Annotated in this window: 24 protein-coding genes; 2 read left to right on the plus strand and 22 right to left on the minus strand. The window is 38.4% G+C overall.

Features of this window, described 5'->3' with window-relative positions:
- Positions 1 to 6: 6 nt before the first annotated feature.
- The 9 genes from FOT98_RS17480 to FOT98_RS17520 form a co-directional block, all read right to left on the minus strand.
- Positions 7 to 399 carry an ATP synthase subunit I gene (locus FOT98_RS17480; protein WP_000567600.1) on the minus strand — a complete coding sequence of 131 codons (393 nt, stop codon included), beginning with the start codon at positions 397 to 399 and terminating at the stop codon, positions 7 to 9.
- Positions 399 to 623 carry an AtpZ/AtpI family protein gene (locus FOT98_RS17485; protein ID WP_001171219.1) on the minus strand — a complete coding sequence of 75 codons (225 nt, stop codon included), beginning with the start codon at positions 621 to 623 and terminating at the stop codon, positions 399 to 401. The genes FOT98_RS17480 and FOT98_RS17485 overlap by 1 nt, the downstream gene beginning before the upstream one ends.
- A gap of 26 nt (positions 624 to 649) precedes the next feature.
- Entirely contained in the window at positions 650 to 763 is a 114-nt protein-coding gene (locus FOT98_RS17490) for a DUF4024 domain-containing protein (protein ID WP_071724806.1), read from the minus strand.
- A 370-nt stretch (positions 764 to 1,133) separates the two neighbouring features.
- Positions 1,134 to 1,763 carry a uracil phosphoribosyltransferase gene (gene upp / locus FOT98_RS17495; protein WP_000517539.1) on the minus strand — a complete coding sequence of 210 codons (630 nt, stop codon included), beginning with the start codon at positions 1,761 to 1,763 and terminating at the stop codon, positions 1,134 to 1,136.
- Between the two features lie 271 nt (positions 1,764 to 2,034).
- Complete coding sequence (gene glyA, locus FOT98_RS17500; RefSeq protein ID WP_063262331.1) at positions 2,035 to 3,276, minus strand: serine hydroxymethyltransferase; 1,242 nt, start codon at positions 3,274 to 3,276, stop codon at positions 2,035 to 2,037.
- Positions 3,277 to 3,529: 253 nt separating this feature from the next.
- The gene (locus FOT98_RS17505) at positions 3,530 to 4,147 is read right to left on the minus strand and encodes a TIGR01440 family protein (RefSeq protein ID WP_144291095.1); all 618 of its coding nucleotides are present in this window, start codon (positions 4,145 to 4,147) and stop codon (positions 3,530 to 3,532) included.
- Positions 4,148 to 4,168: 21 nt separating this feature from the next.
- Positions 4,169 to 4,612, minus strand: a complete 444-nt coding sequence (gene rpiB, locus FOT98_RS17510) for a ribose 5-phosphate isomerase B (RefSeq protein WP_000869917.1) — start codon at positions 4,610 to 4,612, stop codon at positions 4,169 to 4,171.
- A gap of 96 nt (positions 4,613 to 4,708) precedes the next feature.
- Positions 4,709 to 5,149 (minus strand): low molecular weight protein arginine phosphatase, encoded by a 441-nt coding sequence (locus FOT98_RS17515; protein ID WP_063262333.1) that lies wholly within the window; start codon positions 5,147 to 5,149, stop codon positions 4,709 to 4,711.
- Between the two features lie 241 nt (positions 5,150 to 5,390).
- Positions 5,391 to 5,888 carry a PTS sugar transporter subunit IIA gene (locus FOT98_RS17520; protein ID WP_000473666.1) on the minus strand — a complete coding sequence of 166 codons (498 nt, stop codon included), beginning with the start codon at positions 5,886 to 5,888 and terminating at the stop codon, positions 5,391 to 5,393.
- 387 nt (positions 5,889 to 6,275) lie between these two features.
- Between FOT98_RS17520 and FOT98_RS17525 the strand changes: the two genes are divergently transcribed.
- Together FOT98_RS17525 and FOT98_RS17530 are read left to right on the plus strand one after the other, a co-directional pair.
- Positions 6,276 to 6,662, plus strand: a complete 387-nt coding sequence (locus tag FOT98_RS17525; RefSeq protein ID WP_061680023.1) for a DoxX family protein — start codon at positions 6,276 to 6,278, stop codon at positions 6,660 to 6,662.
- A gap of 159 nt (positions 6,663 to 6,821) precedes the next feature.
- A complete protein-coding gene (locus FOT98_RS17530) occupies positions 6,822 to 7,433 on the plus strand; it encodes a flavin reductase family protein (RefSeq protein ID WP_063262334.1) in 612 nt (203 codons plus the stop codon).
- A gap of 512 nt (positions 7,434 to 7,945) precedes the next feature.
- On the opposite strand, the gene FOT98_RS17535 is transcribed toward FOT98_RS17530, so the two are convergent.
- The 13 genes from FOT98_RS17535 to glpX all read right to left on the minus strand — a co-directional run bounded on the left by FOT98_RS17535 (position 7,946) and on the right by glpX (position 18,609).
- A complete protein-coding gene (locus FOT98_RS17535; RefSeq protein WP_063262335.1) occupies positions 7,946 to 8,461 on the minus strand; it encodes a hypothetical protein in 516 nt (171 codons plus the stop codon).
- 10 nt (positions 8,462 to 8,471) lie between these two features.
- Positions 8,472 to 8,747 carry a DUF3935 domain-containing protein gene (locus tag FOT98_RS17540; protein WP_000197468.1) on the minus strand — a complete coding sequence of 92 codons (276 nt, stop codon included), beginning with the start codon at positions 8,745 to 8,747 and terminating at the stop codon, positions 8,472 to 8,474.
- 81 nt (positions 8,748 to 8,828) lie between these two features.
- Positions 8,829 to 8,960, minus strand: a complete 132-nt coding sequence (locus tag FOT98_RS32960) for a hypothetical protein (protein WP_258958303.1) — start codon at positions 8,958 to 8,960, stop codon at positions 8,829 to 8,831.
- Between the two features lie 19 nt (positions 8,961 to 8,979).
- Positions 8,980 to 9,528, minus strand: coding sequence for a manganese efflux pump MntP (locus FOT98_RS17545; protein ID WP_063262336.1), 549 nt, complete (start codon positions 9,526 to 9,528; stop codon positions 8,980 to 8,982).
- A gap of 77 nt (positions 9,529 to 9,605) precedes the next feature.
- The gene (locus FOT98_RS17550; RefSeq protein ID WP_061680027.1) at positions 9,606 to 10,646 is read right to left on the minus strand and encodes an L-threonylcarbamoyladenylate synthase; all 1,041 of its coding nucleotides are present in this window, start codon (positions 10,644 to 10,646) and stop codon (positions 9,606 to 9,608) included.
- Between the two features lie 108 nt (positions 10,647 to 10,754).
- The gene (locus FOT98_RS17555) at positions 10,755 to 11,213 is read right to left on the minus strand and encodes a GNAT family N-acetyltransferase (RefSeq protein WP_000758431.1); all 459 of its coding nucleotides are present in this window, start codon (positions 11,211 to 11,213) and stop codon (positions 10,755 to 10,757) included.
- A gap of 49 nt (positions 11,214 to 11,262) precedes the next feature.
- Positions 11,263 to 12,126 (minus strand): stage II sporulation protein R, encoded by an 864-nt coding sequence (gene spoIIR, locus FOT98_RS17560; protein ID WP_061680122.1) that lies wholly within the window; start codon positions 12,124 to 12,126, stop codon positions 11,263 to 11,265.
- 112 nt (positions 12,127 to 12,238) lie between these two features.
- Positions 12,239 to 13,090 (minus strand): peptide chain release factor N(5)-glutamine methyltransferase, encoded by an 852-nt coding sequence (gene prmC / locus FOT98_RS17565; protein ID WP_063262337.1) that lies wholly within the window; start codon positions 13,088 to 13,090, stop codon positions 12,239 to 12,241.
- The gene (gene prfA / locus FOT98_RS17570; protein ID WP_063262427.1) at positions 13,090 to 14,157 is read right to left on the minus strand and encodes a peptide chain release factor 1; all 1,068 of its coding nucleotides are present in this window, start codon (positions 14,155 to 14,157) and stop codon (positions 13,090 to 13,092) included. Before prfA ends, prmC begins: the two co-directional genes overlap by 1 nt.
- 190 nt (positions 14,158 to 14,347) lie before the next feature.
- Entirely contained in the window at positions 14,348 to 14,932 is a 585-nt protein-coding gene (locus tag FOT98_RS17575; RefSeq protein WP_048560276.1) for a thymidine kinase, read from the minus strand.
- Positions 14,933 to 15,042: 110 nt separating this feature from the next.
- Positions 15,043 to 15,288 carry a type B 50S ribosomal protein L31 gene (locus FOT98_RS17580; RefSeq protein ID WP_000643447.1) on the minus strand — a complete coding sequence of 82 codons (246 nt, stop codon included), beginning with the start codon at positions 15,286 to 15,288 and terminating at the stop codon, positions 15,043 to 15,045.
- 567 nt (positions 15,289 to 15,855) lie between these two features.
- On the minus strand, positions 15,856 to 17,127 hold the full coding sequence (gene rho / locus FOT98_RS17585) for a transcription termination factor Rho (protein ID WP_001053898.1): 1,272 nt from the start codon (positions 17,125 to 17,127) through the stop codon (positions 15,856 to 15,858).
- 516 nt (positions 17,128 to 17,643) lie between these two features.
- Positions 17,644 to 18,609: a class II fructose-bisphosphatase gene (gene glpX, locus FOT98_RS17590; RefSeq protein WP_000442336.1), complete on the minus strand. Its 966-nt coding sequence runs from the start codon at positions 18,607 to 18,609 to the stop codon at positions 17,644 to 17,646.
- Positions 18,610 to 18,702: the final 93 nt, after the last annotated feature.

Here is an 18,702-nt window from a genome sequence, read left to right on the forward strand (position 1 = left end):
AGTAATTCACCTCTCTTCCCTGCTCTTATACTCTAAATAAAGAAAATCTATGATCATGACAAGGTATCCTGTCAGCAATCCCACACCTAAGCCCCACATCGCAATTAACTCTTGATATTTGGCTGCAAATAAAATTAATAACCCAATCGTGGCGAATCTTGAATATGTACTTACCGCTGTCGCCTTAAACTTCACGTTTTCTCCATTTGTTACGCGATCCAACAGCTTGTCTGTTCTACGTGCAATGATGCGCAAACTAAGAAAACTGAAAATCGTTCCGATAATCAGTCCAAGAAATACATCCTTGTAAGAGGTGAATCCCCATCCTAGCACTAGAAGCGCAAGCAAGTAGTACATATATTTCTTTTGTCTTTGGACAAGTCCATGTACGTCTATCATCATTGCTCTCCCGAATAGTAATGTCGAATGAGTCGAATCATTGCGTATACCCCAGTTCCTAATCCGAGTAATAACCCTATAATAAGAAACAATGGAAACGTTCCAACCTTATTATCAATCCACTGCCCACCAAAGATTCCAATAAGAATAGAACCGACTAACTGAGCAAGAATACCTGACATTAAAGCATAAGCTTTTATATGGCTGCGATCGTTTTTTTGCAAGGATTCATCCCTCCAATATGTAACCCTCATTCACGATGTGTTAATAATAACTCATTTTTTTGCATAAATCCTATACAAAATAAAAAGTTTACATTTTCGTCACTGAATAGATGTATTTTTGTCACTGAAAGCCCTACCATCTATCCCCGTTGTTAGCATACAATAGGGTATTAACAGTGTCAACGAGAAATCGTAAAAAATCAAAAAATTTGAGTATTAGTCATTTCCTCCCAAAAATGAAAACGTTCCCCTTCTAAATACTGGTTAGAGATATGCAATTTCTAACAGTTTTCTCTTTATAATAGAAGGAAATGTTCACAAGTTTGTCACTATTATATTTTTACGATATAACGCTTTCCTTCCATAATATAGTGCTCCTTAGACGTAAGACTTCTATATTATATGTGATGCGCATGCAACTTATGTTGTATATACTATGTATATTTATCCCCCTCCCCTACTTAATCAAGGTACAAAAAAACGAGAGGGAATCCCCTCTCGTCAGTTGTCTTACTTCGTTCCGAATAAACGGTCACCAGCATCACCAAGACCTGGTACTACATATCCGTGGTCATTTAATTTCTCATCTAATGCCGCTACATAAATATCAACATCCGGATGTTCTTCTTGTACTACTTTTACGCCTTCTGGAGCTGCAACGATACACATTAATTTAATTTGCTTTGCACCGCGCTTTTTCAGAGAGTTAATTGCTTCAGCTGCAGAACCACCTGTTGCTAGCATCGGATCTAGTACGATAAAGTCACGCTCTTCTACATCCGTTGGAAGTTTCACATAGTATTCTACCGGTTGCAATGTTTTAGGGTCGCGGTATAAACCAACGTGTCCTACTTTTGCTGCTGGAATTAATTTCAGAATTCCATCAACCATTCCTAAACCTGCACGTAAAATCGGAATTAAACCAAGTTTTTTACCAGCGATCACTTTTGTTGTCGCTTTGCTTACAGGCGTTTCAATTTCAATGTCTTTAAGTGGAAGGTCGCGAGTAATTTCGAAGGCCATTAAACTTGCTACTTCGTCCACTAACTCACGAAAATCTTTCGTACCTGTATTCTTATCGCGAATATATGTAATCTTATGTTGAATTAACGGGTGATCAAATACATACAGTTTTCCCATGTGAATCTCTCCTTTAGATGATATTCATGCGTTTGCACGCTTTTTTACACTATTTACGATTGTAAAGAAAACGTTACTAATATTCAAGGACAAATTTGGCAAAATCATAATTTTATGATGAATCTATCTAGTATCTTTACCAATTATGGGAGCTGTATCCTTCATTATATCGCCAAAATTTATTCATCATTTGTATACATACTTAAAGACCAATATATGTCCAAAAAAAGACTGCCAAAACAATTACGTCTCAGCAGTCTTCTTTCATCTATTATAGATCTGTGTACATTGGGAATTTGCTCGTTAACGCTTCTACACGCTTACGTGCTTCTTCTAATGCAGCTTCATTTTCATGATTTTTTAATGTGTAAGCAATAAGTGACGCAATTTCATCCATTTCTTCTAAACCGAAACCACGTGATGTTACAGCTGCCGTACCGATACGTACACCGCTTGTTACAAATGGGCTTGCTGTTTCAAATGGAATTGTATTTTTGTTCACTGTAATACCAACTTCATCTAATACGTGCTCTGCTACCTTACCTGTGATTTCTAAGTTACGAACATCAATCAGGATTAAGTGATTGTCTGTTCCTCCAGAAACAAGTGTAAGTCCTTCTTTTTGAAGACCTTCAGCTAAGCGGTTCGCATTATTAATGATATTTTGTGCATATGTTTTAAAATCATCTTGTAGTGTCTCACCAAATGCAACAGCTTTTGCAGCGATTACGTGCATAAGTGGACCACCTTGAATACCAGGGAAGATTGATTTATCAATTTGTTTTGCAAATTGCTCTTCACATAAAATCATACCACCACGTGGACCACGTAATGTTTTATGTGTTGTCGTTGTAACGAAATGTGCATGTGGTACTGGGTTTGGATGTAAACCAGCAGCTACTAAACCAGCGATATGTGCCATATCAACCATAAAGTATGCACCCACTTCATCTGCAATCTCACGGAATCGTTTGAAATCGATAACACGAGGATATGCACTTGCACCTGCAACGATTAATTTTGGTTTATTTTCTTTCGCTTTTGCTAATACATCATCGTAATTAATACGGTGAGACTCAGCATCCACGCCATATTCTACGAAATTATATTGTACTCCACTGAAGTTAACAGGGCTTCCGTGTGTTAAGTGACCACCATGAGATAAATTCATACCAAGTACTGTATCGCCTTGCTCTAAAATCGTGAAGTATACTGCCATGTTCGCTTGTGCACCAGAATGCGGTTGAACATTTACATGCTCTGCGCCAAAAATTTCTTTCGCGCGATCACGTGCGATATCTTCCACTACGTCTACGTGCTCACAGCCACCATAGTAACGTTTTCCAGGATATCCCTCAGCATACTTATTCGTTAAAACAGAACCTTGCGCCTCCATTACTGCTTCACTTACGAAGTTTTCCGAAGCAATTAACTCAATCTTTGAACGCTGTCTTCCTAGTTCTGCCTCAATTGCAGCAAATACCTTTTCATCTTGACGTTTTAAATGATCCACCAAAATCCCCCTTTTCTGAACGAATTACATCGATTCCCAATAGTTTTTTCTCATTTATTCAGAAAAAACGAAAATTCAGGTTGTAATTCTTTCGAACCTTCATGTTTTCAACTACATTCTAACATGACTTTCTATATCATAAAAGAAAAAAAAGACCGAAAATCGGTCTTTTCTTTCTTCTATTATAAAGTCAGACTACATACCTTTTATCTTTCGATATAAAGCTATTATGCGACTTTATAATTTTTCATGTCTAACGGCAAGTAATAGTCTCTTCCTTCACCGCATAAACAGCACGTGCTCCACCAATTAGTTTCCCACGTGTTGTTGCCATCGTTACATGTGCACTTCCAATTTCCTTCACACCTGTACGAACAGGAACAGCTACATGCTTTAAATGCATACCGATAAATGTATCACCAATATCCATTCCTGCATCTGCTTTAATAAACTCAATTACTACCGGATCTTTCAAATTGTGATACGCATATGTTGCTAATGCACCACCTGCTGATCTAACAGGCGTAACTGTTACAATTTCAAATTGATATTTCATCGCCAACTCTCTCTCAACTACTAAAGCACGGTTTAAATGCTCACAACATTGAAATGCCAACTCCATACCCGTTTGTTCTTGAAATTGTTTTAACTCAGAAAAAATCGCCTCTGCTACTTCCATCGTTCCTGATGTTCCAATTCTCTCTCCTAGCACTTCGCTCGTGCTACACCCCACTACAAAAATTTGACCACTTTGTAATGAAGCTTGTTCTTGGAAATCAGAAAGCGACATTTGTAACTGTTCTCTTACCTTTACGATTTCTGTCATTACGCCTCTTCCTTTCACAGGTTGGTTCACCAAATTATATTTCATACTGCTTCTAGTTAGAATCTATTACTTTGTTTCGTATGTTTTAATTTTTCCTACGCGGTTTTCGTGACGACCACCTTCATAGTCAGTTGTTAACCAAATTTTTGCGATGTCACGCGCTAGGCCTGCACCAATTACACGCTCGCCCATTGCTAGCATGTTCGTATCATTATGCTCTCTCGTTGCTTTCGCACTGAAAGTATCATGAACTAATGCACAACGAATACCATTTACTTTGTTCGCTGCAATTGACATACCGATGCCTGTCCCACAAACCAAAATACCACGATCTACTTCGCCATTCGCTACCATTTCCGCTGCTGGAAACGCAAAATCAGGGTAATCAACAGAACCAGCTTCACATTCACAACCTAAATCAATATATTCAATATTTAACTCTTCTAATAAACTTACAAGTTCTTTACGGATATTCATACCGCCGTGATCAGATGCTACTACTACTTTCATTTTTACCCCTCCAAAGTTTCAATCAATTATCTTCATTTCTCACTCGTTACCTTAACGGAACGAAGTGATCTCCAATATCGTATTATACACGAAACATCAACCCTCTGAATGTTTTTTCAGTAAAGTTTGTACAAGTTTTTCCATCTCTTCTAACGTTTCCTTATAAATAGAAAGTGATCCGCCGAATGGATCTGAAATATCCTTACTTATCCCCTCGGTTACTCCATATAATGTATCTACTTTCTTTTCAACACTCGGATAATGACCAAGTACAATTTGCTTATGATTTTCCGTCATCGTTACTACAATATCTGCCCAATCAATCAAAGTTTCATTTACCTGCTGTGAAGCATGATTGATTGCAATTCCCTTTTCAGCTAAAGCTTCCTTTGCATATATCGACGCATCACTACCAGGATAGGCGAAGACGCCAGCAGATTGCACTTCAAACTTACCTTCTCCATGATGACGAAGTAACGCCTCAGCCATCGGGCTACGGCATGTATTTCCAGTGCAAACAAATAATACTCGTTTCATCTAACCCCACCCCTTTTCTCTGCTTCCTTTATCATAGCGTACATAAGAATAGAACAAAAGAAATGTGAATATACGAAAGGCGCATTTCTCTTATATTTTTTCTAAGAAAAATGCGCCTTATCCACATATATGTGAAACCCTATTTCCAAGTGCCCAAAGTATTTTAACATACATAAGGAACAGACTACAAAACAAAATAAGGAATCCATTTCATACGAAACGGATTCCTTTCATGCAATAATTATTTCATTGTAACTTTCATTACTTCTGTTGAACCTTTTGTAGCAGTTACACCTACAGTTGTCTTAATAGACTCAGCTGCATCTGTATTTGTGATAACAATTGGAGTAATTGTGCTTTTCGCTTTTTCACGGATTAATTCTAAGTCGAATGAGATTAATTTATCTCCAGCTTTTACAGCTTGTCCTTCAGAAACGTGAGCTTCGAAACCTTCGCCTTCCATTTTTACAGTTTCTAATCCAACGTGGATTAAAATTTCTGTACCGTTTTTCGCTTTAATTCCAATTGCATGTTTCGTGTGGAATAATTGTACGATTTCACCATCAACTGGAGATACAACTACACCTTCAGTAGGATCGATTGCAACACCGTCACCCATCATACGACCAGCGAATACTGGATCTGGTACTTCTTCAATATTTTTCACTGCTCCAGTTAATGGAGCTACGATTGTTTCTTCATTTGTTTTTGAACCAAGACCGAATAATTTTTTAAACATAGGATAGTCCTCCTTATAATTTACCTAAAAGTTTATAGGGCAATCTCTATTAAAGATCGAAATAAACGTAAGACCTCATACTTCGAATATTATACTGTAAAAACGCTTTCGAAATAAATTACGTCATTACTACTAGACTCTTATTGTAGCGCCTCACAAAATTCCAGTCAATTCTGATTGTCTGAATAACAATAAGAAGTTAACTTCTACTTATATTTTCTCTTTTTTTATCCAACTTGTCTAGAGGTCTTTACTACATTTTGTTTTTTGTCGCTAATTTGTAAAATTATTTTCAAACTTTTTTCGAAATCCACTTGACTAAAGTAAGTAACTATTTTATCATTACTTACATAAGGTAAGTTAATAACTTTTAGGAGGTTTTTAAAAATGATGGATTTCGGTCTTCTTATTATTCGTCTTATTATAGGTATTACATTCATGGGTCATGGTGCTCAAAAATTATTTGGTTGGTTCGGCGGTTACGGTTTAAAAGGAACAGGCGGCTGGATGGAATCAATCGGTTTACGCCCTGGTGTATTCATGGCATTTATGGCTGGCGCAACTGAATTATTAGGTGGCTTCTTATTCGCATCAGGTATTTTCACTGCAGTTGGTTCATTATTTATCGTTGGAACAATGTTAATGGCAATCTTCACTGTTCACGGAAAAAATGGTTACTGGGTGACACAAAACGGATATGAATACAATTTAATGTTAATCGCTGTTGCGATCGGTGTAGCTTTAATCGGACCTGGCGCATACGTTTTACTGTAATATTTATCTCAGTTTCGAGATTATTCAAACGGAACTTACTTCATTACAATTGAAGTAAGTTCTTTTTATGCAATAAAAATATTATTTCCAGCAGGAGTTTTCCACTAACATCTTGTAAACAAACAATAAGTCGTCATATTTAGAAAGGGGATTTTACACATGTTATCCATTAATCCAAATGAACAAACAGAAAAAGAGAATTACAAATTATTAACGGGAAGTATCATTCCACGTCCTGTCGCATTCGTTACTTCTGTAACAAAAGAAGGCGTATTAAACGGAGCACCGTATAGTTATTTCAATATCGTCGCTGCCAACCCACCACTTATTTCAGTTTCTGTGCAACGGAAAGCAGGAGAAAGAAAGGACACTTCCCGAAACGCAATTGAAAAAGGTGAGTTTGTCGTACATATTTCTGATGAATCTTACGTAGAAGCAATTAACGAAACAGCAGCTAATCTTCCGCCAAATGAGAGTGAAATTGAACTAGCAAAACTAACACCAATTGAAAGTGACGTCATCTCTGTTCCAGGTGTAAAAGAAGCAAACATTCGAATGGAGTGCGTATTAGAACGCGCAATCCCTCTTGGCGGAACAGAAGACTCACCAGCTTGTGACCTACTAATCGGACGCGTCGTTCGTTTCCACGTCGCAGAACACCTATACGAAAAAGGTCGCATTCACGCTGAAGGACTAAAACCAGTAAGCCGTCTAGCAGGACACAACTACGCAAAACTAGGAGAACAATTTGAATTGGTGAGGCCTATCTAAAAGTGGAAGCGGCTCGTTCAGAATGGGAGGGGGATGGAGCTTCTGACAAAGAGGCGCTTTTTGCCTCGTAGGAAGACGCGAAGCCACCGACCATTCTAGCCGCTGGAACTGGATATATCTAAAAGTGGAGGCGGCTCGTTCAGAATCGCAGGGTATTGGAGCTCTCGACCTTGAAGCGCTTTTTGCTTCATGCGAGAGAGCGAAATGACCGGAGATTCTAGCCGCTGGAGCTGGATATCAACATAAAAGTGGAAGTGGTTCGCTCAAAATAGAATACCTGTAAAATATAAAAGGCTGTACCAAATTAATTTGGTACAGCCTTTTCATAGAAGAAGAAAAATAATTTTTCAATTTTGGTCATCGACCTCTTTTACCATCATTGGTCATCGGTAAAAAGTAACAGTGTGATCGGTTATTGGATGATTGGTTGTACCCTTTGCCATCACATAATCTCATTTTTACAAAAGCGGTCTTCTTCTATGCCTTGAAGCAGAGTCTCACCACTTCAAGGTTTAAAAGTATTTTTCACCATCGAAGTCTAGTTCAATCGCGTAGTTTTTCGCATTAATTAAATTGGACAATCTATTAGCTTGTCTCTCTAACTCTAAACCTTTTACACGATATACTTCAGGATCAAACATTGCTACTTTTAAAAGAGATGATGTTTCACCGTAAGAATATACATGTTCTTCTTTCTTACTCACGCCAAACTCTTTGCACTTTCGAGCTTTTGCACGTAGTTGTGTTGCAAGCTCTATCGCCTCAACAATCGTTACGTTTTCTCCATTGAAGTTAACTTCATTTTGAATATTTGCTTCGTACATCAATTTATCTAAAAGACGAAAGTCAGCGCGAACTTCATCTAACTCTTGTTCAACTTGTATCAATGTACGCGTCTGTTTCGGAAGTGTATCACCTTTTTCAATTTCAACAAATCCAATTTGGTTCATCTCTTCTTCTAATTCATGTATTCTTTTCGATAACACGCTTTTTAATTTTACAGCTTCTGCTAAAGAAATGTTAGACATAGTCTCCCCCTTATATTTCTTCCTTCTGCTCCTCTAAAGTAGGTACTTTCTCTTTTTTCGGTTTCCCAAGCTTAATTACTAAGAAATATAGGGAAAGCAATGTAATAAGAAAAACGATTATAAACGGATACGGAGAATAAAAGGCACGCGCCGCCTCCGTTTTTCCCGCAACAAACTTCAATGACTCAATATCTAAAAACTCAGCAAACATTTGTACACCGAGCATACTAAACCAAAAAACAAAAAAACTAATAATGATACCAAAAACTTGTTTCAATCTCGTCATTCATCTCATCCTTTCTATATGTGTAATTTTTTAGCGCAATCAGTATAGTACAAATAAAACTATGCACAGAAAGGAGCTATCTTACCATTCGCGAATTAAATTCATCCAACCTAAAATTGAAATTTGCAAAATAATACCCCAAATAACAAGCAGTCGCAACCATCTAGGAAAGAAAGTGACAAATCGAATATACCACTCCAATAGCTTGTTCATAACGCCCTCCTCCTTAAAATTATATAGGAAAAAGGAGATATAATCCAAATCCAACCAAAATGATACCGCCTACTATCTCGCCATATGTGCCGAGCATGTCTTTCGCATGCCTACCAATTAATAAACCAAGCCACGCTAATAACATACTAACAAATCCAAAAAGTAATATCGTAATAAGTGTCTGCGCCCCGTAAATACCAAGACTAAGGCCTACTGAAAAACTATCTATACTAACACCAAATGCAAATACGAACAAACTAATTCCAATAGGGGCCGTTCTAGTCTCTTCATTCTCCAAAATAGAGGAATATACAATATAAAATCCTAGTCCAATTAATAAAATAGCACCTGCAAAATGTGCAATATCTCCATACTGCTCTGATAAAAAACGACCTAATACCATCCCTATAAATGGCATGATAATATGAAATATCCCTATCGTCATACCGATATACAGGATTTGTCTTCCCTTTAAGGTCATCATTCCCATACCAAGACTCACCGAGAACGCATCCATCCCTAAGGCGAATGCCATTATTGTTAAAGGTAGTAGCTGTTCAAACGTCATTCATGTCCCTCCTCGGACGTGCTACTTCAAAATATGCTTATCCGAGGAGAAATATTCTGTTTGCTAATCGTACCTTATTATTCAGTAATAATTTGATGCCCTGCCGCTTTCGTTAAGCGATTCATAATAGCATTCCCTATTCCTTCATTCGGGAATGATTCACTAAAAATAACATCCACTTCACTTGCATCAAACGTTCTAAGTACATCATATAATTTAGTCGCAACGCTTGCTAAATCGCTTCGAACACCACAAGACAATACAACATCTGCGTTGTATACATGCTGATACTCTTCTGTCGTTAATACACCTACTTTGAACCCTTCTTCTTTCTTCTCATCCACAAGGCGTTGAATAAATTCACGTGAACCTTCCACAATACTCAGTGGCGCTTTCGGTGCATAATGTGTATATTTCATTCCAGGTGATTTCGGTTTTTCCTTCTCATCCTTTAAAGCCGGATCTAAAGAAACAGTACCAATCACCGCTTCCAATTGTTCTTTCGTAATCCCACCTGGGCGTAATATTGTTGGAACATCGCTCGTACAATCAATTACAGTCGATTCAACACCTACTCCAGTCGCCCCACCATCTACAATACCTGCGATTTTCTCATTTAAATCTTCATATACGTGAGACGCTAACGTCGGACTTGGACGACCAGAACGATTCGCACTCGGTGCTGCAACAGGTACATTTGCCTCTTCAATAAGAGCAAGCGCTACTGGATGATCAGGCATTCTTACTCCAACCGTATTAAGTCCTGCCGTCACCTTCTCTGAAATTCCTTCTTTTCTAGGTAAAATAATTGTTAACGGACCTGGCCAAAAATGTTCCATTAACTTCTCTGCAACTGGCGGGATTTCTTTCACAATCCCGTCCAACTGTGACTTTGTACCGATGTGGACAATCAGTGGATTATCACTCGGTCTTCCTTTCGCTTCAAAAATTTTCGCGATTGCTTCATCATTCATCGCGTTGGCGCCTAGTCCATATACCGTTTCTGTAGGGAAGGCAATCGCCTCGTTTTCCCTTAATAATTTTGCTGCTTCTTGTAACTGTGGATAATATTTATTTCTTTCCACAACATTATCCACAACCCACATATTTGTATGCATTTTTTTACACGTCCTTTTCTACCCTGAAATACTTGTCTATTTTTAGTTTACTATGAGATTTATCCAAAAGACAAACAAGGTTTATCCACAAAATGTGGATAAACCTAATTAATCCGTGGATAACTTTGTGAATAGCTGACAATTTAGTATTATTGCATTTGGCTCTTTTATATTTTTACAAAAGTGTTCTAACTGTCGAATTCCCTCTGGTACGTTTTCTTTCTCTATAGTAACAAAGTCGAAAAACTGAAAGATTGTTATAGATTGTGGATGATTTGTTAGTAAGTACAATTGTCGAATATTTTTTTCTTTCATATACTGCAAAAACATTTCAAAAAAATATAAGAAAGTCTGTTTATCCACATTAGGTGTGAATAAACAAGAACGAATCAATGCGTGTTCTTCACTTTGTTCATATCCGATAACAGCCCGTATTTCTTCCGCCTCTTCCAAAATCATAAATTGCGCGTACAACTCATTTATTTTATCATCTTTTTTATTAGCTTGTCCGAAAAAAGAATGCAATCTTTCCACATCTGCTTTCGTTGCAAAATATACTTTCTTCATAGTAAATCCCTCCTCTTTTTTATATATGAGAAGGGATTTACTAATAGTACTATTTAGAGAATAAAGATGTAAAAGCTTCTACAATAAATAACTTCACTTCTGGCTTTTCTTCTTCCTCCTCTACTTTTACATACTCATTTTGTTTTTCTTGCTTTTGTTCCACAGGTTTCTCCACTTTTTCCACAGTTTTTGTTTCTTCTTTACTTACAGGTTGTTCCTCTACTTTCGTTTCATTTTTTACTACTTTCTTTTCAGAAGCTGTTACCTTTTTTGCAACTTCCTGCTTTACAACTTTCGTTTCTTTCACTTTATCCTCTTTCTTCTCTCGTACATCCACTACTTCCTCATCTTGTTTCTTAACTTCTCCTTCTTCAGGAGATTCAGCCTTCACAACATGTTCTTCTTTCCTTACAGCTGTACCACTTGAAAAATCTAAGAAACACATCGGCGGAAATAATACACACCACCAGTTTGCCCCTTCACCTTCCCCGATTGTAATCAATACCGCCTCATATTCCCCTGCTGGGTAAATAAAATTCCCATATACCTTTGTAGGAAACTTTACATTCTTACTGAATTTCACTTGAAATGAATCTTTACTTCCTTCTTTTTTCAACGTATTTGCCACCGTTTTTTCGATTTCTGGAATATGACTTTGAATGACTTTACGTGCCTCTTCAAATGAAGTTAAATCCGCTACCCATCCATCAATTTGTGCTTTTACTTCATCACGCACTTTACGCTTTAACGCCTGATCTTTATCTGAATCACTATTTGCTAAAATTCGTAATCGAACGGCCTCTTTCGGAATAACTGAAGGCCCTTTCGCATCAGCTTTCATATATCCAAACTGCACAAGCAACTGTGCACCAATTAATAATAGAAGAAGATAAGCAATAACTTGTTTTTTCATTTCCTCCACCGTCCCTTCTACAAACAGTGTGGACAGACTTTCATCTTTCTAAACTATTAAATTCAAAATCTATATAAATTTTTCCACAAAAAAATAGAGTAAGGTGTGAACCTTACTCCATCTCTGCAAATACCATACGATCTTTTCCGTTAATATCAAAAACAATCTGAACATGAGCATGAGGAAAAGCTTGTTGTAACAGCTCTTTTACGTCCTCACCTTGTCCTACTCCAATTTCAAATGCCACAATTGCTTTCTTCTGCAACACATTCGGCAACTCTTCCATAAAACGGCGATAGAAATCTAATCCGTCCTCACCACCAACAAGGGCTCTCTTTGGCTCATGCTCTTTCACCACAGGAGAAAGGCCACGCCAATCCTCTTCCGGTATATATGGAGGATTTGAAACAACAACATCTAGCTTTTGACCTGTTTCATGAAATGGCGATAATAAATCACCGTGATAGAACGTTACTTCTGCGCCCAAAGTTTTTGCATTTTCTTTTGCAACTTCAATCGACTCTTGTGCAATATCTACCGTATACACATGAAGATTTTTATTTTCTAAAGCAAGCGTAATAGAAATCGCACCACTACCTGTACCGATATCCGCCACATGCAGTTTCTCATCACCAAAATGACGCTCGATTCTTTCTAACACTCCCACTATGAGCTCTTCTGTTTCCGGTCTTGGTATTAATACTTCTTCATTCACAAAGAATGACCGTCCATAAAACATTTCATAACCAATCATATATTGAATAGGAATACCTTCTACATGCTTGTGAATAAACTCCGTAAAACTTGTTTCTTGTTCCACAGTTATTTCTTCACGCATATTCATGAGCATTCCGGTTCTGTTCGTCTTTAATACATGACAAAGGACAATTTCTCCCGCATTTTCATCTCGTCCATTTTCCTGTAAAAAAGAAGAAGCCCATTTCAGGGCTTCATAGACACGCATTACTCAGCTGCCTCCATCTTTTGAGCCTGATCTTCCATCACTAAGGCATTGATGAAATCATCTAACTTACCTTGTAAGATTTGATCTAGCTTTTGAATCGTTAAACCGATTCGATGGTCTGTAACACGGTTTTGCGGGAAATTATACGTACGAATACGCTCTGAACGATCACCCGTACCAACAGCTTGTTTACGGTTTTGATCATACTCAGCTTGTGCTTCTTGTCTAAACTTATCATAAACACGTGCGCGTAATACTTTCATCGCTTTTTCTTTATTCTTAATTTGTGATTTCTCATCCTGACACGATACAACTACACCAGTCGGTAAATGCGTTAAACGTACCGCTGACATCGTTGTATTAACACTTTGTCCACCAGGACCACTAGAAGCAAACGTATCTACACGAACATCTTTTTCATGAATACTAATCTCTACTTCTTCTGCCTCTGGTAATACAGCTACAGTTGCTGTAGATGTATGAATACGTCCACCAGATTCCGTTTCAGGAACACGTTGTACACGGTGAGCACCATTCTCGAATTTTAGCTTCGCGAACGCACCTTTACCGTTAATCATAAAGATAATCTCTTTATATCCACCTAACTCTGTATAGCTCGCTTCGATAATTTCAGTTCTCCAACCTTGTACCTCAGCATAACGGCTATACATACGATATAAATCACCAGCAAATAAAGCTGCCTCATCACCACCAGCAGCACCACGAACCTCAACGATAACGTTTTTATCATCATTAGGGTCTTTTGGAACAAGTAAAATTTTCAGACGCTCTGACAATTCTTTATCTTGTCCTTCTAATTCAGAAACCTCTTCTTTTACCATTTCACGCATATCAGCGTCTAACTTATCTTCTAACATTGCTTTTGCATCTCTTAATTGCTCACGAACATCTTTATACTCACGGTACACCTCTACCGTTTCCTGCATATCAGATTGTTCTTTTGAATACTCACGAAGCTTATTCGTATCACTAATAACCTCTGGGTCACTTAACAATTCATTTAACTTCTCATAACGATCTTCTACAGCTTGCAAACGATCTAACACACCATTCACCTCTACATCCTAGTATCTAATACAAATAGTATATGGTACTTAATAAAAAAAACGCAAATTATATTTAAAAGTGGAGGTGGCTCGCTCAGCTCTGACTGCCTAACGTTCTTAGCTGTACGAAGAGCCGACCACCAATCTTCATCTATTTTGAAAAAAACCCGCTCTACATAGCGAGTTTCATTTATCTTTGTTTTGTAGGTACTGCATGACAATGACGACAACGTGGTTCATACGATTCTGAAGCCCCAACTAAAATAATCGGATCATCAAATGCCGCTGGTTCTCCATCGATTAAACGTTGCGTACGACTTGCAGGAGATCCACATGCAGAACAAACTGCCTGCAATTTAGTTACATGTTCAGCAATCGCCATCAGCTGAGGAACTTGTCCAAATGGTAGACCACGGAAATCTTGGTCTAATCCAGCTACAATGACACGATAGCCACGATTTGCCAATACTTGCACCACTTCCACAATGTCCCCATCAAAAAATTGTACCTCATCGATTGCAATAACATCCATTTCTTCTGTTACATGGCTAAATATATCTTTTGACGCTGAAACAGGAACTGCTTTAACCTTTAATCCATTATGTGATACAACATCTTCTTCACTATAACGATTATCAATACACGGTTTAAATACAATCGCATGTTGCTTCGCAAATTGCGTACGGCGTATACGGCGGATGAGCTCTTCTGATTTCCCAGAAAACATACTCCCGCAAATCACTTCAATCCAACCATTTTGATTCATTAAGTACATTGAGCTCTCCTTTCATCTACTTTCCTAATCCAAAGTAGGGTAAAGGTTTAATATTTTTGCAAAAAAAACAGACAAGCGAATACATACACTTGCCTGTTTTATGTTCTTTATTACTTGATACCGTACTTCTTATTGAAGCGGTCAACACGTCCGTCTGCAGTAGCAAACTTCTGACGTCCAGTGTAGAATGGGTGAGAATCAGAACTGATCTCAATTTTTAGTAATGGATAAGTGTTACCATCTTCCCACTCAACAGTTTCGCTAGAGCCTTTAGTAGACCCGCTTAAGAATTTGAAGCCTGTGTTCGTGTCCATAAATACAACTTTATTGTAATTTGGATGGATTCCTGCTTTCATTCTTTTCATCTCCTTCCGCCCTGAATCATTTTCGAAACAGAGTTTTTCATCTTCAGCTGCTTACACAACTATATTGATGAAACACATATGATGAAATTATAACAAGGCTAACTCCATTTTGCAACTACCTGTTTTTGTCTTTTTGAATTTAAAAGCAAAAGCGGCTCGTTTAGAATCGCAGGACATTGGAACTCTCGACCTTGAAGCGCTTTTTGCTTCGAGTGAGAGAGTGAAATGACCGGAGATTCTAGCCGCTGGAGCTGGATATAATTTAAAGCGCAAGCGGCTCGCTCAGAATGGGAGGAGGATGGAGCTTCTGACAAAGAGGCGCTTTTTGCCTCGTAGGAAGACGCGAAGCCACCGACCATTCTAGCCGCTGGAGCTGGATCACCACCTTGCAGTGAAGGCGGCTCGCTCAGAATCGCAGAACACTTCAAGCTCTCGACCCAAATATGATTTTTATCTCAAAAAACAAAATTTTTTCCATATATTGCTCTCTCTAATATTCCCTTAAAAAACATAAAAAACTCGCTTACTACGAAATAAGCGAGTCCCAATCTTTTCCCTTTACTTAGTTGTTACATATCGTTTCGAATCTGCAACAATGTTTTGTAAAAATTCTTCATTTGTCTTTGTTTGACGAAGTTTACGTAAGAAACCTTCAACAAAGTCTGGTGTATCGCGCATTGTTTTGCGAATACCCCATAGCTTGTCTAAATGTTCTTTCGGAATTAATAGATCTTCTTTACGTGTACCAGAACGGCGAATATCAATTGCCGGGAAGATACGACGCTCAGCTAATGAACGATCTAAATGAAGTTCCATATTTCCAGTTCCTTTAAATTCTTCGTAAATTACATCGTCCATACGAGATCCTGTATCAACCAGCGCTGTTGCTAAAATCGTTAAGCTACCGCCTTCTTCAATATTACGTGCAGCTCCAAAGAAACGCTTCGGTCTATGGAAGGCAGCTGGGTCGATACCACCCGATAATGTTCTACCACTTGGCGGAATAACAAGGTTGTAAGCTCGCGCTAAACGGGTAATACTATCCATTAAAATGATAACATCTTTTTTGTGCTCTACAAGACGCATTGCACGTTCTAACACAAGTTCCGCTACTTTAATATGATTTTCTGGTACTTCATCAAAAGTAGAGCTTACAACATCACCCTTAACAGAACGTTCAATGTCTGTTACTTCCTCTGGACGCTCATCAATTAAAAGTACAATTAATTCAGCTTCCGGATGATTTGTTGTAACACTGTGTGCGATTTCTTTTAATAGACTAGTTTTACCAGCCTTTGGAGGCGCGACAATTAAACCACGTTGTCCAAATCCAACTGGTGCGATTAAATCCATGATGCGTGTCGGTAACTTTTTCGGTTCCGTTTCCAATTTCATTTGGCGATCTGGGTATAATGGTGTTAATGCAGGGAAATGCACACGCTCTTTTGCTGACTCTGGATCATCTCCGTTTACAGCTTCAACTTGTAATAATCCAAAATAGCGTTCATTTTCTTTCGGAGGTCGTACTTTACCAGAAACCTTGTCTCCATTACGTAAATCGAAACGACGAATTTGCGAAGCTGAGATATAAATATCTTCTGAGCTTGGAGAATAGTTGATAGGACGTAGGAATCCAAATCCTTCTGATTGAATAATTTCTAATACGCCTTCCATGAAGAAGAAACCTTCTTTTTCTGCTCGAGCTTTTAGGATAGCGAAGATTAACTCTTTTTTCGTTAATTTGCTATAATACGAAATCTTAAATTCTTTCGCAAGCTCGTATAACTCTTTTAATTTCATGTTTTCTAATGCTGCAATTGACAAATTCATTCAGACACCACACTTTAACGTTATTCTCTTTTCACATGGGTAAAGGGAAAAAATACGGAAGGCAAATAATTAATAATGAAAGGCAATAAGTTCAAGTAGGGTAATATTCACTATTGTAACCCTTTTATCTAGTTTTAATCAATACGTTGAAACACAAATACAAGAAGCGAAGACAAGAAAATTTGTCTTCGCTTTTATTTAACCTAGTTCCAGTAGCCAGAATGGCCGAGAGCTCCAATGCCCTGCGATTCTGAACGAGCTGCTTACGCTTTTTATTTAATCCAGTTCCAGCGGCTAGAATCTCCGGTCATTTCACTCTCTCGCTCGAAGCAAAAAGCGCTTCAAGGTCGAGAGTTCCAATGCCCTGCGATTCTGAACGAGCCGCTTGCACTTTTTATTTAATCCAGCTCCAGCAGCTAGAATGGTCGGTGGCTTCACTTCTTCCTGCGAGGCAAAAAGCGCCTCTACGTCAGAAGCTCCATCCCCCTCCCATTCTGAACGAGCTGCTTACGCTTTTTATTTAATAACCAAGTTCGGTTTTTTATTCAAGCTATGACGTCCGTCTACGAAGCGTACTGTGCCTGATTTTGCACGCATAACAAGGGATTGAGTTGTTCCTACGCTGCCTTTAAATTGAACGCCGCGTAATAGTTCTCCGTCTGTTACGCCTGTTGCTGCAAAGATTGCATCGTCACCTTTTACTAAGTCTTCCATGCGAAGGATACGATTTATATCTTCAATGCCCATTTTTTTACAACGAGCTAATTCAGCTTCATTTTGAGGCAGAAGCTTTCCGTGGATTTCTCCACCTAAGCATTTTAATGCAACTGCTGCTAATACACCCTCAGGTGCTCCACCAGAGCCGAATAAAATGTCTACACCTGTACGATCGAATGCAGTATTAATTGCTCCAGCCACATCTCCATCGTTAATTAATTTAATACGAGCTCCAGCTTTACGAATTTCTTCGATAATCGCTTGATGACGTGGACGATTTAAAACTGTCGCTACAACATCTTCAATATCTTTATTTTTCGCTTTCGCAACCGCACGTAAGTTATCGATAATAGGCGCATCAATATCGACCGCCCCAACCGCTTCTGGGCCAACCGCGATTTTATCCATGTACATGTCAGGAGCATGTAACAAATTACCATGATCTGCAATTGCAATAACAGCAAGAGCATTCCATCCACCAGCTGCTACAATGTTTGTCCCTTCTAAAGGATCAACTGCAACGTCTACACGTGGTCCATATCCCGTACCTAATTTCTCTCCGATATACAACATTGGTGCTTCGTCCATCTCACCTTCACCAATGACAACTGTACCTTTCATCGGGATTGTATCAAATACGTCACGCATAGCTGATGTTGCTGCACCGTCTGCCTCATCCTTTTTCCCGCGCCCCATCCAACGCGCTGATGATAATGCTGCAGCCTCTGTTACACGTACTAACTCCATAGATAAACTTCTTTCCACGATAATCCCTCTCCTTTAAGTCTTTATATATTCTGCCGTATTTTGTGAACCGTGTTTCTCTACAAAGTATACTTCCGCAAGTAGTGATGCTTC

The sequence above is a fragment of the Bacillus sp. HY001 genome (genome assembly GCF_007558965.1).
Taxonomy (GTDB): Bacteria; Bacillota; Bacilli; order Bacillales; family Bacillaceae_G; genus Bacillus_A; species Bacillus_A mobilis.